Raw genomic sequence first — 12,753 nt, 5'->3', positions numbered from 1 at the left:
TGCGGCATCATAGAAGCCATGTCCCTGCCGCCCGTTCCCGCCGAGGCTGTCGCTCCCGCCACCGACAACCCCGACGCCCCGCTGTCCCGCAACCCCATCGCGTTTGCGCAGAACTTCATCACCCAGCTGCTGGCCTGGCCCTGGCTGCAGACGCTGCAGACCTTCCGCCAGCGTTTCCGCGAGGAGAAGCTGGGCCTCACGGCCGGCAGCCTCACGTTCACGACGCTGATCTCGCTCGTGCCGCTGCTGACGGTGATGCTGGCCATCTTCACGGTCTTCCCGATGTTCTCCAGCTTCCAGTCGGCGCTGGAGCAGTACTTCCTGAAGAGCCTGATTCCGCCCAACATCGCCAAGCCGGTGCTGGCCTCGCTGACGCAGTTCGCGGCCAAGGCCAACAAGCTGGGCGCGGTGGGCCTGGTGTTCCTGGGCCTCACCGCGCTGGCGCTGATGTTGACGATTGACCGCACGCTGAACGCCATCTGGCGCGTGCGCCGGCCGCGCCCCATGGCGCAGCGCGTGCTCGTCTACTGGACCGCGCTGACGCTGGGCCCGCTGCTGCTGGGCGGCAGCCTCACGCTGACCAGCTACGTTGTCAGCGCCGGCCAGGGCGTCATCACCAAGCTGCCGGGCAACCTGGCCGCGCTGCTGGGCGGCGCCGACATCGTGCTGCTCGGGCTGGCCATCGCGGGGCTGTTCCACTACGTGCCCAACACCCATGTGCGCTGGCGGCACGCGCTGCTGGGCGGTGCGTTCGTGTCGATCGGCTTCTCGTTCGCGAAGTCGCTGCTGGCCTGGTACGTCAAGCAGGTGCCGACCTACTCGACGCTGTACGGCGCCTTCGCCACCGTGCCGGTGTTCCTGGTGTGGGTGTACCTGGGCTGGGTCATCGTGCTGTTGGGCGCCATCCTCGCGGCCAACACGCCGGCGCTGACCGGCCGGCTGCACCTGCGCCCGGACAGCCCGGGCCAGCCCATGGCGCTGGCGCTGGAGGTGCTGCGTGAGCTGTGGCGCGTGCGCGAGGCCGGGCGCCAGGGGCTGTCCGATCTGGGCCTGGCGCGCGCGCTGCGGGTGGACCCGCTGCAGCTCAGCCCGGTCGTCGACAAGCTGCTGGCGATGGACTGCATCGGCCGGCTGGAGGAGGAGGGCGCCCAGCGCCTGGTGCTGCTGTGCTCGCCCGAGCGCACGCCGGCCGAGCCGCTGATCGTCACCTTCCTGTCGGGGCGCGAAGGACTGCTGGCCAATCTGTGGACGCAGGGCGACTGGCCGCAGCTGACGCTGGACCGCCTGCTCACTGCGGCTGGAAGCCCCCGGCCTTGATGATGCGGGCCCAGGCCGCCGCGTAGGCCTTCTCGCGCGCGGCCAGTTGCGCCGACGTCATCAGGCCGACCGACAGCCCCATCTCCGTCAGCCGCGCCTTCACGCCCGGCTGCGCGATGACGCCGGCCAGCGCGTTTGCGTAGCGCTCGATGACCGCCGGCGCCGTGCCGGCCGGCGCGAACACGCCGTAGTAGGGCAGGTCCTCGAAACCGGCAATGCCCAGCTCGGCGAAGGTCGGGACGTCGGGCAGCACCGCCTGGCGCTGCTGGCCCATGACGGCGACGATGCGCAGCTTCTTCTGCTGGTGTTGCGTGATGAGGTCCGGCACCGAGCCCACGCCGGCGCTGATCTGCTGGCCCAGCATGTCGGCCACCATGGGCGCGCTGCCGCGGTAGGGCACGCTCTGCAGCGCCAGGCCGTTCTTCTCGCCCAGCAGCTTGACGAGGAACTCCGGCACCGAGGCCGGCGCCGGCACGCCCACGTTGGCCTGGCCGCCCTGTTTCTTCACCCAGGCGAGGTAGTCGGCCAGGCTCGTGGCAGGCGTGCCGCCGGACAGTGCGAACGCGTTTGCGAAGGTCGCGAAGCCGGCCACCGGCACGAAGTCCTTCGCGGGCTCGAAGCCCGGGTGCTTCAGCACCAGCGGCAGGATGGAGATGGTGTGGTCGTGGCTGACGAAGAACGTCGTGCCGTCGGGTGGCGCGGCCTTCAGCGCCTGCGCCGCCAGTTGGCCGCCGGCGCCGGGCCGGTTGTCGACAATGACCGCGCTGCCCAGCGACGCCTGCAGCGCCTCGGCGAGCACGCGCGCAATGGCATCGGTGCCACCCCCGGCGGGAAAGCCGACCAGCAGCCTGATGGGCTTGTGCTCCTGCGCGCGAGCGGCGAAGGGCAGAGCGGCCAGCGTGGCCAGGGTTGCGCGACGGGTGAGCTGCATGCAAGCCTCCTTGGGTGGACGCCGCAGTCTACGGATCAAGGCCATCCGCATCGTCGCGGCTGCCGTCACGACCCGCCTGGACCGTCGCGCCGATCGGTCAGAAAGGCCCGCAACGGGGCGTCCACGGTGAGAGCGATGGCCTTGTCGAACGCGGCCCGGGCCTCGTCAAGGCGGCCCAGTCGCCTCAGCAGGTCGGCACGGGTCGCCCAATGAGGCTGGAAGCGCCGCAAACGTTCGGGGTCCGACACCAACAGTTTATCCAGCCGGGCCAAGGCCGCCGCGGCGCCCTCAACGTCAGCGCGGCACGCCGCTTCGGCCACATGCGCCCCGAGCGACGGCGCGTGCGCACAGAGCGCTCGATGCAGCTGCCACAGCATCAGCGGGTCGGCGCGCGCGCCGTGGCGCCGTGCCGCGTAGGCAGACTGGATGGCCGCCTCCAGTTGGAAGCGCCCGGGGCGGCCCAGCGCGTGGGCTTGGTGCAGCAGGGCCTCGCCGAGATCCAGGCGGGCGTGGTCCCAGCGCGCGGGGTCCTGGCTTTGCAGCGCCACGAACCGGCCAGCCTCGTCGAGACGTGCGCCGCTGCGGGCCTGACCGAGGGCGATGAGGGCGGCGAGTCCCAGCACTTCCGGCTCGTGCGGCAGCAGCTCGGCCAGCAGCCTGGCGAGGAACAGGGCCTCATCGGCCAGGGAGTCGCGCGGCGCGCTGCCCGACACCGGCAGCCAGTCGATTGCGTAGGCGCCGTAAAGCGCTTCCAGCACGGCGGGCAGGCATTGTGGCCAGGTGGCTGGCCCCGGCACGGTGAACGGAATGCCTGCGTCCCGGATGCGCCGCTTGGCGCGCACCAGTCGTTGGGCCATGGTGGCCTGCGGCACCGCGAAGGCGGCGGCGATGTGCGCGGCGTCCAGCCCCATCACGGTCTGCAGCATCAACGCGACCCGGGCGTCTGGGGCGATGGCCGGATGGGCGCACACGAACAGGAGCGCCAGCCGCTGGTCGGGCAGCGCGGCTGGCGCTTCCACCGCTGGCGAGGTGAGCAGCTCGGCCAGCTCGTCAATTGGCACGGCCGCCCGCTGGTGCGGCGCGCGTCGGTGGTTGCGCAGCCGGTTGCGCGCCACCGTGAACAGCCAGGCTTCGACGTTGTTGGGCGCGCCGTCACGCGGCCAGCGGCGAAGCGCCTGTTCAAAAGCCTCGGCTAGCGCATCTTCGGCGGCGGCGATGTCACCGTCGCGAGACGCCAGCAGCGCCAGCAGGCGGCCGTAGTGGTGCCGCAGCGCGTCGGCGGCGGCCACGCCGGCCGACGCCATCGAGCTCAGTGGGGTGGCCGCCACTGGCCGTCACGCACGGTCAGCGCACTGGGGCGCAGTTCGATGTGGCCGTAGTGAGCGCCGGGACATGCTTCGGCCCAGGCCAGCGCTGCGTCCAGGTCCGGCACCTCGATCAAGAACACGCCGGCCAGTTGCTCCTTCGTGGCGGCGTATGGGCCGTCCTGGATGGTTGCTCGCCCGTCGCGCATCGACAGCGTGGTGGCCGTGGACGAGGGGGTCAGGATGTCCGCCGAGACCAGCACACCCGCGGCGTGCAGGTCGTGGGCGTACTTGTTGAAGGCCGCTTGCATCGTGGCGATGAGCTCTTCCTTCACCTGTCCCGGCTCCGGTTCACCGGCGATCATCATCAAGGCATAGCGCATGGGTCATTCCTTTGGTTGGTGCGAACGCCGATCGCGTTCAGCGCTATGACCATGTAGCCCTTGCCGAATCGACAGGGCCAGGAAGAATTTTGATGCGAGTCACGCCGCTGCGCGAGGGGCGGTGGCTCAGGGGTGCAGCACCACCAGCAGCGCGCTCGCGGCCGATTTCGTCGGGTTGCGGATGGTGTGCGGCCCGTCCACGGCATAGCGTGCCGTCTCGCCGGCCTTGAGCTTGCTCGTCACGCCTTGCGCGGTGACCTCCAGGCTGCCGGTCAGCACGGACAGGTGCTCGCGCGAGCCCGGCTCGTGCGCCTGGCTGTCCAGCACGCCGCCGGGCTGCACGCTGAGCTCGTACCACTCGAACTGGCCCGCCAGTTCGATGGGGCCCAGGATGCGCAGCTTGCACAGCCCGTCCGGGCTGGTGAGGCCCGGCGTCGCGTGGGCCGGCACCGTCTCGATGGCCGGCGGGGCCGCGCGCTCGGCGCCCAGCAGCTCGCCCATCTCCACGCCCAGCGCGTTCGCCAGCCGCCACACCACGGCGACCGTGGGGTTGGCCTGGTTGCGCTCGATCTGCGACAGCATGGACTTGCTGACGCCGGCCCGCTTGGACAGGTCATCCAGCGACAGCCCCCGGCTGCTGCGCAAGGCCTGCAGGGCGGCGCCCACGCGGGGCGGTTCGATATCCATGTTCATGGCTGGTCGTCGCTTGACGTCGATAGACGTTTTTCAGATACTGCACGCAAGTTCGATATATCGAACGCGTTCAATTTACCGAATTGTGCACCAGGAGCTGCGCCATGAGCCAAGCCTTCTATCAACACCTGCAGTCCGAGCTGGACGGCATCCGCGCGGCGGGCCTCTACAAGGCCGAGCGCATCCTGACGACGCCGCAGGGCGCGGTGGTCAAGACCAGCGAGGGGCGCGAGGTCATCAATCTGTGCGCCAACAACTACCTGGGCCTGTCGTCGCACCCGGCCGTCATCGAAGCCGCGCATGAGGCACTGCGCACGCATGGCTTCGGCCTGTCGTCGGTGCGCTTCATCTGCGGCACGCAGGACCTGCACAAGACGCTGGAGCAGCGCATCGCCCGCTTCGTCGGCTGCGAGGACGCCATCCTGTACGCCGCCGCATTCGATGCCAACGGCGGCCTGTTCGAGCCGCTGCTCGGTGAGCAGGACGCGATCATCAGCGACGCGCTGAACCACGCCTCCATCATCGACGGCATCCGCCTGTGCAAGGCGCAGCGCTACCGCTACGAACACAACAACCTGGCAGACCTCGAGCGCTGCCTGCAGGAAGCCAGGGCCAAGGGTGCCCGCCACACGCTGGTGTTCACCGACGGCGTGTTCAGCATGGACGGCACCATCGCGCAGCTCGACAAGATCCGCGCGTTGTGCGACCAGTACGACGCGCTGCTGGGCGTTGACGAATGCCACGCCAGCGGCTTCATGGGCAAGACGGGCCGCGGCACGACCGAGCATTGCGGCGTGTTCGGCAAGATCGACATCGTCACCGGCACCTTCGGCAAGGCACTGGGCGGCGCGTCGGGCGGCTTCACCGCGGCTCGCAGGGAAGTCATCGAGCTGCTGCGCCAGCGCTCGCGGCCCTATCTGTTCAGCAACACGCTGGCCCCCAGCATCGCCGGTGCGTCGCTGGCGGTGCTGGACCTGCTGGAAGGCTCCACCGCGCTGCGCGACAAGCTGGAGGCCAACACCGCCTACTTCCGCGAGGCGATCCAGGCCGCCGGCTTCGAGATCAAGCCCGGCACCCACCCCATCGTGCCCATCATGGTCTACGACGCGGTCAAGGCGCAGGAACTCTCCAAGCGCATCCTCGAGCTGGGCATCTACGCCGTCGGCTTCTTCTTCCCGGTGGTGCCCAAGGGCCAGGCGCGCATCCGCGTGCAGGTCTCGGCCGTGCACGAGCGCGAGCATCTGGAGAAGGCCGTCGCCGCCTTCACGCAGGCTGGCCGCGAACTGGGGCTGGTGAAATGAGCAAGCCCACCCGCATCCTCATCATCGGCGCCAACGGCCAGATCGGCACCGAACTGGCCACCGAACTTGCCAAGCTGCACGGCAACGACGCCGTCATCACCAGCGACCTGAGCCCCCAGGGCCGCGTGCCCACGCTGAAGCACGAGATGCTGGACGTGACCGATGCCGGCGCGCTCACCACCATCGTCAAGCGCCACAAGGTCACGCAGATCTACCACCTCGCCGCCGCGCTGTCGGCCAACGGCGAGAAGCACCCGATGTGGGCCTGGGACCTGAACATGAAAGGCCTGCTCAACGTGCTGGAGCTGGCCAGGCACGAGAAGCTGGACAAGATCTTCTGGCCCAGCTCCATCGCCGCCTTCGGCCCAAGCACGCCGGCCGTCGACACGCCGCAGACGACCGTGATGGACCCGACGACGGTCTACGGCATCAGCAAGCTGGCCGGCGAGCGCTGGTGCGCCTGGTACCACGCCAAGCACGGCGTGGACGTGCGCAGCCTGCGCTATCCCGGCCTCATCAGCTGGAAAACTCCACCCGGTGGCGGCACGACGGACTACGCCGTCGAGATCTTCCACTCGGCCATCAAGGACGGCCGCTACACCTGCTTCCTGGAGCAGGGCCAGGCCTTGCCGATGATGTACATGCCCGATGCGCTGCGCGCGACCATCGAGCTGATGAACGCGCCGGCTGAACGCGTGAAGCAGCGCGGCAGCTACAACCTCGCCGGCGTCAGCTTCACGCCCGAGCAGATCGCCGCCAGCATCCGTCGCCGCATCCCCGGCTTCACGATGGATTGCGTGCCCGACTTCCGCCAGGCCATCGCCGCCAGTTGGCCGCAGCGCATCGACGACGGCGCGGCGCAGGCCGACTGGGGCTGGGCGCTGAAATACGACCTGGACGCCATGGTCGACGACATGCTGTTGAATCTGGCACGCGAGCTGAAGGCCGGCTGACAACCGGCAGCGTCACGGGGCTGGTAGGCTGGCCCGATGCCACATCGCCTGACCGCTGCCCTGTTCTGCACTGCGCTGGCCTGCATGGTGACGGCGCAGGCGCAGGAATCGTCCGCGGCCGAGAAGGTCAACAAGCCCGACAAGCCCGACAAGCCAGACGCGGACGAGAACATCCGCTACTTGCTCGGCGCCTCGCTGGCCATCGGCCCCGAGTACGACGGGTCCAGCCGGCAGCGCGTCAAGATCAAGCCGCTGTGGGCCGCCAAGATCGGCCGCTTCCGCATCGCCACGTCGGGCGGCAGCGCGCTGCTGGGCTTTGGCCGCGACGGCGCCGGCCCGGGCGCCAGCACGCAGCTCATCGAGCGTGACAAGTGGCGACTGGGCGTGTCGCTGCGCGTGGACAGCGGCCGGGACAGCGGAGACGCCCGCAGCACTCAGGGCCTGCCCGACGTGAAGCGCACGCTGCGCGCCCGCGTTTACGTGAACTACAGCCTCACGCCCGACTGGAACCTCGGCGCTTCGTTGTCGCAGGACGTGCTGGGCCGCCAGGGCGGCCTGACCGGCAGCGTGGACCTGGGCTGGCGCTTTTACCGCAGTGAGCACACCGAGTGGAGCACCGGCCTGGGCGTGTCGGCCGCCAATGCGCAGAACCTGCGCAGTTATTTCGGCGTGCCCGCGTCGGCCACGGCGAGCACGGGCAAGCCTGCCTACGAGCCCGGCGCGGGGCTGCGTGACGTGCACTTCGGCTTCGGCTTCAAGCACGCGCTGAGCAAGCACTGGTTCCTGTTCGGCGGCGCCGGCACCAGCCGGCTGCTAGGCCCGGCGGCCGACAGTCCTCTGGTGCAGAAGACCGGCAGCGCCGCGGCCGGGCTGGGCGTGGCCTGGCGGAACTAGGGAGGGTCTGCAAAACCCCTGTGGGCCGCGTTTGCGACAGCACCGGCCCGCGAGTAGGTGCATCGCGAAGCTGGGGCTGGCCGCCCCGGCGAGCGGTGCAACACCCGCGCGGGCCGGCGTTGTCGCAAACCGCAGGGGCGTGGCTTTGCCGGCGCGGGGCGGCGTTGCGAACCTTGCCCAGGCACGAGCCTGGGCGGCGGTCCGCGCCTTGCCCCGCATCCGGCAAAGACCTCGCCGCGGCCCACAGGGGTTTTGCAGACCCTCCCTAGGCGTTTGGCAGACCCGCCCTACAGTTTCACCCGCCCGCGCCAGATGTCGGCGTACATGACCCAGTCGCCCATGAAGCTGTAGAGCGGGTACTTGAACGTTGCCGGGCGGTTCTTCTCGAAGAAGAAGTGCCCCACCCACGCGAAGCCGTAGCCGCACAGCAGCGCGGCCAACAGCCAGAGCGGCCGCCCCGTGCTCGCCAGCTGCCACACACACGCCAGCACCAGCGTCGAGCCGATGAAGTGCAGCCGGCGGTTGCGGCGGTCGGCGTGCTCGCCCAGGTAGAACGGATAGAAGTCGGCGAAGCGGCGGAAGCTGTCAGTGCCCATGCGCCGATTCGAGCCTGCGCCGCGCAGGGGCGGCATGGTGTTTTCTATGGGGTGGATGCGCGAATAATGTGTGCTATGTTGACCCCGCGTGTCAGGGCCTGTTAAGGCTATGGGGATCGGATGCGTTGCCACTCAAAAGCCCGCGAGCAAGGCGCGAAGTCGAAGCTGGGGTCGACCCCAGCGAGGCTTCGCAACGCCGCGCGCGGGCTTTTGAGTGACAACCCTTCGGGAGAGGGGCTGCGCGGGCGCAGGGCGTCGTTGCGCGCCTTGCCCGGGCACCCGGCCCGGGCTTCAGCGCGGCGCCTGGCCCTGCACCCGCGCAGACCCTCTCGCACCGATTCCCATAGCCTTAACAGGCCCTAGGAGGCCCCTATGAAAGTCGTCGATATCCTGCGTGTCAAAGGCGGCACCCTGTTCACGGTCTCGCCCGACGAACCGTTGAAGGACTCGCTCGCCGTCATGGCCGAGCGCGACATCGGTTCGCTCGTCGTCATGGAGCATGGCGACCTCGTCGGCATGCTGACGTTCCGCGAGGTCATTTCCGCCGTCGTCAAGAACCAGGGCGCGGTGGGTTCCACCATCGTGCGCACGGTCATGGACGACGCACCGCTGACCTGCACGCCCGAGACCGAGATCGACGAGGTACGCCGCATGATGCTGGGCCGCCACGCGCGCTACATGCCGGTCATGAACGGCAAGACGCTGATGGGCGTGATCTCGCTGTATGACGTGGCCAAGGCCGTCGTCGACAGCCAGGACTTCGAGAACCGCATGCTCAAGGCCTACATCCGCGACTGGCCGGTGGAAGAGGGCAGCGCCGAGGCCGAGCCCAAGCTCTGAAGTTCGCAACGCATGAAGGCGGCCTTGCGGGGCCGCTTTTGCTTTTGCGCGCCACCTAAAATCGCCGGCTATGTCAGGTAGCACCTTCGGCGAACTCTTCCGCGTCACCAACTTCGGCGAAAGCCACGGGCCGGCCATTGGCTGCGTCATCGACGGCTGCCCGCCCGGGCTGGCGCTCAGCGAGGCCGACATCCAGCCCGAGCTGGACCGCCGTCGCCCCGGCACCAGCCGGCACGTCACGCAGCGCAACGAGCCCGATGCGGTGAAGATCCTGTCCGGTGTCTACGAGGGCGTCACGACCGGCACGCCCATCTGCCTGCTGATCGAGAACACCGACCAGCGCAGCAAGGACTACGGCAACATCCTCGACACCTTCCGCCCCGGACACGCCGACTACACCTACTGGCGCAAGTACGGTGTGCGCGACCCGCGCGGCGGCGGGCGCTCGTCGGCGCGGCTGACGGCGCCGATGGTGGGCGCCGGCGCCGTCGCCCGCAAATGGCTGCGCGAGAAGTTCGGCACCGCGTTCCGCGGCTGCATGACGCAGCTGGGCGAGATCGAGATCCCGTTCGAGGGCTGGCAGCACGTGGGCCAGAACCCGTTCTTCGCGGCCAACGCCAGCAAGATCGCCGAACTGGAGGCCTACATGGACGACCTCCGCCGCGCCGGCGACTCGGTCGGCGCGCGCATCCGCGTGGAGGCCACCGGCGTGCCCGTGGGCCTGGGCGAGCCGCTGTTCGACAAGCTGGACGCCGACATCGCCTACGCGCTGATGGGCATCAACGCCGTCAAGGGCGTGGAGATCGGCGAGGGTTTCGGCGTCGTGTCGCAGCGTGGTACGCAGCACGGCGACGAACTGAGCCGCGAGGGCTTCGCCAGCAACAACGCGGGCGGCGTGCTGGGCGGCATCTCCACGGGCCAGGACATCGTGGCCAGCATCGCCATCAAGCCCACGAGCTCCATCCGCAGCCCCAAGGCCAGCATCGACCGCGCCGGCAACCCGACGGTCGTCGAGACCTTCGGCCGCCACGACCCCTGCGTGGGCATCCGCGCCACGCCCATCGCCGAGGCCATGCTGGCCCTTGTATTGATGGACCATGCGCTGCGCCATCGCGCCCAGTGCGGGGATGTGGTGCTGCCCATCGAGGCCATAGCGGCGCAACGCTGAGGCGGCGAACCGGGGCGCTCACCCAAGCGGTCAGTGACAACTCGGGGGCTGGGCTCGGGCCAGCCCCGCAGGAATCACGACGGGTGGGCGCATGCCAGGGGCTCAATCCCCTGGGGCTTGAACAATTCGGCCGTGCGGCCTTCCTTGCACAAGCTGTAGAGCACTTGATCGAACTGGCCGGCCTGCTGTGCGCTGACCCGCGTGCGAAGCAGGCCAAACGAGCCGGCGGAGCGCTGAGCGGCGCCCGCGAACTCCAGACTGTTCAGATGCTCCTCGGCAATGATTCGCCGCGCGACCCTGGCGGGCAGCAAAGCCAGGCCCCGACTGCCATAGCGGCCGGCCGACAATTTGCGCAAGACGGTTCGGACATCCGCCTCGGCCATGAGCTGGCTACCGCGCATGTCGCGAATCATGGCGTTCGCCACCGAGGCCGCCAGCGTGCCTTCCTGCACGCCCAGAACGCGCCCGACCAACTCCCGGTTGTCGCCGTGGAATACCCAGGAATCACCAGCCTGTCGGAAGAACTCCAGCTCGGAGGCAGTAACCGGAACGCTGACGTACAACTGGCGCGCGTAGTCGGCCGAGGCGCTGATGGTGAAGATGCCGTCGGCCGCCCCCAGCTCCATGGTGCGCAGCGCACGCCGCCAGGGCATCATCTCGACGGAACACGTCCAGGCCAGACGCGCGCAAGCCTCCTGCAGGAGTTGCACCGTCGGGCCCGTGGGCTGACGCCGCTCATCGAAATACATCAACGGCGGGAAGGGGGCGGTTACGAAGCGCAAGCGCAGAGGCGCAGCCTCCTTGGCCTGCGACAGCGGCAGGCCCAGTACGACTGTCAGGCCAATGACAACCCAAGGTTTGAAATTCATGGCCTAAAGCCGCAGGGAGCGAGTGCACCCGATAGAAATTGACGCCCGGGACTTTATTACAACGGCGCTGCCGCCCATGCTGCTTGGCATCCCAACTGCGCGGTGAACCACGTGGTCTGTTGGCGCTTGTCGGTCCGGGCATCCTCCCTGGCGCGCAGGCTTCCCTCCTTGCCGCTCTGTCCCCGCGCTTCGTCGAACTCAATCGGCTCTTCATCCATGCTCCAGCGGGTGCAGCTCAGCCCCAGCAAACGGCGTTTCGTCACAAGTCCGCTGCACCTGGAAACCCGGATTTCTAGACTGTGAAGGTCTCGAAACTGAAGCTGTCTGGGGGAGTTATGCGCAAGTCTGTGAAGCTGGGCGGCCTTGCGGCCGTCGTGCTGCTGGTGGGCGGTGCCGGCGTGGCGGTCATGGCGAGCAAGGGCGAGGGCCCGAAGAAGCCGGGTGAAGAGAAGGCCAAGCCGGCGCTGGAGTTCGTCGCCAGCGAGGTCGTCAAGCCCGTCGTCACGGCGATGCCCGCGCAGATCGAATTCAGCGGCCCGCTGGTGGCGCCGGGCACGGTGGTCGTGCGCGCCAAGTCCAACGGCACGCTGCTGAACCTGGCCGTGGGCGAGGGCAGCCGCGTGAAGGCCGGCCAGGCGCTGGGCCAGGTGGACCTCGAAGAGTTGCGCTATCGCATTGCCGAGCGCGGCGCGAGCGTGGAAGCCATGCGCGCCCAGATGGACCAGGCCGAGCGCAGCTACAAGGCCAACGAGGGCCTGGCCGCGAAGAACTTCATCGCGCAGACGGCGCTGGACAACTCGCGCGCCGCCTATGAATCCGCCCGTGCCAACTGGCTGGCCGCCAAGGCCCAGCTGGACACCAGCCAGGTGACGATGCGCCAGGCCGGCCTGGTGTCGCCCATCAACGGCGTCGTCGCCAAGCGCCATGCGCTGCCGGGCGAGAAGCTCGCGGCCGAGCAGCAGATCCTGACCATCGTCGACCTGGCCAAGCTGGAGCTGGCGGGGCTGGTGGGCACGCACGAGGTCAGCCGCCTGCAGCCGGGCATGCCGGTGCAGGTGAAGGTGGAGGGCGTGGAGCAGCCGGTGGAGGCCAGGATCGCCCGCATCGCGCCTGCCGCCGAGCCGGGCACGCGTTCCATCGGCGTGACGCTGGTGCTGGACAACCCCAAGGAGCTCTACCGCGCCGGCCAGTACGCCGCCGCCAAGGTGGTGCTGGCCGATGACACGCAGCGCCTGACGGTGCCCATCGCCGCCATCAGCCGCAACTCCGGCCAGGAGCAGGTCTGGATGATCGAGAACGGCGCGCTGGTGCGCCGCGTCGTGACGACTGGCCGCAGCGACGCCCGCGAAGGCCGCGTCGAGATCCTGAACGGCCTCAAGCCCGAGGCGCAGGTGCTGGCCGCACGCTTCGACAATCTGCGCGAGGGCGACCCGGCGCTGATCGTGGCGGCCAAGTCCGCCAAGGTCGCCAGTGCCAGCGCCTCGGCGCCGGCTCAACAGTGAGG

The 12,753-nt window shown here is 69.1% G+C and carries 13 protein-coding genes; 7 read left to right on the top strand and 6 right to left on the bottom strand.

Going from position 1 to position 12,753, the window contains the following annotated elements:
* Nucleotides 1-18 precede the first annotated feature (18 nt).
* Nucleotides 19-1,317 carry a YihY family inner membrane protein gene (locus ACG04Q_RS06595; RefSeq protein ID WP_394510111.1) on the top strand — a complete coding sequence of 433 codons (1,299 nt, stop codon included), beginning with the start codon at nucleotides 19-21 and terminating at the stop codon, nucleotides 1,315-1,317.
* Here ACG04Q_RS06595 and ACG04Q_RS06590 read toward each other — a convergent pair.
* From ACG04Q_RS06590 to ACG04Q_RS06575, 4 genes are all read right to left on the bottom strand, one after another.
* Nucleotides 1,289-2,248 carry a tripartite tricarboxylate transporter substrate-binding protein gene (locus ACG04Q_RS06590; RefSeq protein ID WP_394510110.1) on the bottom strand — a complete coding sequence of 320 codons (960 nt, stop codon included), beginning with the start codon at nucleotides 2,246-2,248 and terminating at the stop codon, nucleotides 1,289-1,291. The genes ACG04Q_RS06595 and ACG04Q_RS06590 overlap by 29 nt on opposite strands.
* Before the next feature lie 65 nt (nucleotides 2,249-2,313).
* On the bottom strand, nucleotides 2,314-3,537 hold the full coding sequence (locus ACG04Q_RS06585; RefSeq protein WP_394510109.1) for an RNA polymerase sigma factor: 1,224 nt from the start codon (nucleotides 3,535-3,537) through the stop codon (nucleotides 2,314-2,316).
* A 20-nt stretch (nucleotides 3,538-3,557) separates the two neighbouring features.
* Nucleotides 3,558-3,935, bottom strand: a complete 378-nt coding sequence (locus tag ACG04Q_RS06580) for a YciI family protein (RefSeq protein ID WP_394510108.1) — start codon at nucleotides 3,933-3,935, stop codon at nucleotides 3,558-3,560.
* A 126-nt stretch (nucleotides 3,936-4,061) separates the two neighbouring features.
* Nucleotides 4,062-4,622 (bottom strand): helix-turn-helix domain-containing protein, encoded by a 561-nt coding sequence (locus ACG04Q_RS06575; protein ID WP_394510107.1) that lies wholly within the window; start codon nucleotides 4,620-4,622, stop codon nucleotides 4,062-4,064.
* A 110-nt stretch (nucleotides 4,623-4,732) separates the two neighbouring features.
* Between ACG04Q_RS06575 and kbl the strand changes: the two genes are divergently transcribed.
* From kbl to ACG04Q_RS06560, 3 genes are read left to right on the top strand one after another with little or no spacing between them, the layout of a single operon-like run.
* Nucleotides 4,733-5,929 (top strand): glycine C-acetyltransferase, encoded by a 1,197-nt coding sequence (kbl, locus tag ACG04Q_RS06570; RefSeq protein ID WP_394510106.1) that lies wholly within the window; start codon nucleotides 4,733-4,735, stop codon nucleotides 5,927-5,929.
* Nucleotides 5,926-6,882: an NAD-dependent epimerase/dehydratase family protein gene (locus ACG04Q_RS06565; protein WP_394510105.1), complete on the top strand. Its 957-nt coding sequence runs from the start codon at nucleotides 5,926-5,928 to the stop codon at nucleotides 6,880-6,882. Before kbl ends, ACG04Q_RS06565 begins: the two co-directional genes overlap by 4 nt.
* 36 nt (nucleotides 6,883-6,918) lie before the next feature.
* Nucleotides 6,919-7,776 (top strand): MipA/OmpV family protein, encoded by an 858-nt coding sequence (locus tag ACG04Q_RS06560; RefSeq protein ID WP_394510104.1) that lies wholly within the window; start codon nucleotides 6,919-6,921, stop codon nucleotides 7,774-7,776.
* A gap of 287 nt (nucleotides 7,777-8,063) precedes the next feature.
* On the opposite strand, the gene ACG04Q_RS06555 is transcribed toward ACG04Q_RS06560, so the two are convergent.
* Complete coding sequence (locus ACG04Q_RS06555; protein WP_394510103.1) at nucleotides 8,064-8,372, bottom strand: Mpo1-like protein; 309 nt, start codon at nucleotides 8,370-8,372, stop codon at nucleotides 8,064-8,066.
* Nucleotides 8,373-8,744: 372 nt separating this feature from the next.
* On the opposite strand from ACG04Q_RS06555, the gene ACG04Q_RS06550 reads away from it, so the two are divergent.
* Nucleotides 8,745-9,212 carry a CBS domain-containing protein gene (locus ACG04Q_RS06550; protein WP_394510101.1) on the top strand — a complete coding sequence of 156 codons (468 nt, stop codon included), beginning with the start codon at nucleotides 8,745-8,747 and terminating at the stop codon, nucleotides 9,210-9,212.
* A 70-nt stretch (nucleotides 9,213-9,282) separates the two neighbouring features.
* Nucleotides 9,283-10,380: a chorismate synthase gene (gene aroC, locus ACG04Q_RS06545; RefSeq protein WP_394510099.1), complete on the top strand. Its 1,098-nt coding sequence runs from the start codon at nucleotides 9,283-9,285 to the stop codon at nucleotides 10,378-10,380.
* 74 nt (nucleotides 10,381-10,454) lie between these two features.
* On the opposite strand, the gene ACG04Q_RS06540 is transcribed toward aroC, so the two are convergent.
* Nucleotides 10,455-11,249, bottom strand: coding sequence for a substrate-binding periplasmic protein (locus ACG04Q_RS06540; RefSeq protein ID WP_394510098.1), 795 nt, complete (start codon nucleotides 11,247-11,249; stop codon nucleotides 10,455-10,457).
* 335 nt (nucleotides 11,250-11,584) lie between these two features.
* On the opposite strand from ACG04Q_RS06540, the gene ACG04Q_RS06535 reads away from it, so the two are divergent.
* The gene (locus tag ACG04Q_RS06535; protein WP_394510097.1) at nucleotides 11,585-12,751 is read left to right on the top strand and encodes an efflux RND transporter periplasmic adaptor subunit; all 1,167 of its coding nucleotides are present in this window, start codon (nucleotides 11,585-11,587) and stop codon (nucleotides 12,749-12,751) included.
* Nucleotides 12,752-12,753: the final 2 nt, after the last annotated feature.

It is taken from the genome of Pelomonas lactea (assembly GCF_043555885.1).
Lineage (GTDB): Bacteria > Pseudomonadota > Gammaproteobacteria > Burkholderiales > Burkholderiaceae_C > Pelomonas > Pelomonas lactea.
Note: the sequence above shows the minus strand (reverse complement) of the source record. Positions and strands in the feature narration are given on the sequence as shown.

What these genes read in the sequence shown, in the direction of transcription:
- ACG04Q_RS06595 (WP_394510111.1), top strand. Translation starts at nt 19, where the DNA reads ATGTCCCTGCCGCCCGTTCCCGCCGAGGCTGTCGCTCCCGCCACCGAC.
- ACG04Q_RS06590 (WP_394510110.1), bottom strand. Translation starts at nt 2,248, where the DNA reads ATGCAGCTCACCCGTCGCGCAACCCTGGCCACGCTGGCCGCTCTGCCC.
- ACG04Q_RS06580 (WP_394510108.1), bottom strand. Translation starts at nt 3,935, where the DNA reads ATGCGCTATGCCTTGATGATGATCGCCGGTGAACCGGAGCCGGGACAG.
- ACG04Q_RS06575 (WP_394510107.1), bottom strand. Translation starts at nt 4,622, where the DNA reads ATGGATATCGAACCGCCCCGCGTGGGCGCCGCCCTGCAGGCCTTGCGC.
- kbl (WP_394510106.1), top strand. Translation starts at nt 4,733, where the DNA reads ATGAGCCAAGCCTTCTATCAACACCTGCAGTCCGAGCTGGACGGCATC.
- ACG04Q_RS06565 (WP_394510105.1), top strand. Translation starts at nt 5,926, where the DNA reads ATGAGCAAGCCCACCCGCATCCTCATCATCGGCGCCAACGGCCAGATC.
- ACG04Q_RS06560 (WP_394510104.1), top strand. Translation starts at nt 6,919, where the DNA reads ATGCCACATCGCCTGACCGCTGCCCTGTTCTGCACTGCGCTGGCCTGC.
- ACG04Q_RS06555 (WP_394510103.1), bottom strand. Translation starts at nt 8,372, where the DNA reads ATGGGCACTGACAGCTTCCGCCGCTTCGCCGACTTCTATCCGTTCTAC.
- ACG04Q_RS06550 (WP_394510101.1), top strand. Translation starts at nt 8,745, where the DNA reads ATGAAAGTCGTCGATATCCTGCGTGTCAAAGGCGGCACCCTGTTCACG.
- aroC (WP_394510099.1), top strand. Translation starts at nt 9,283, where the DNA reads ATGTCAGGTAGCACCTTCGGCGAACTCTTCCGCGTCACCAACTTCGGC.
- ACG04Q_RS06540 (WP_394510098.1), bottom strand. Translation starts at nt 11,249, where the DNA reads ATGAATTTCAAACCTTGGGTTGTCATTGGCCTGACAGTCGTACTGGGC.
- ACG04Q_RS06535 (WP_394510097.1), top strand. Translation starts at nt 11,585, where the DNA reads ATGCGCAAGTCTGTGAAGCTGGGCGGCCTTGCGGCCGTCGTGCTGCTG.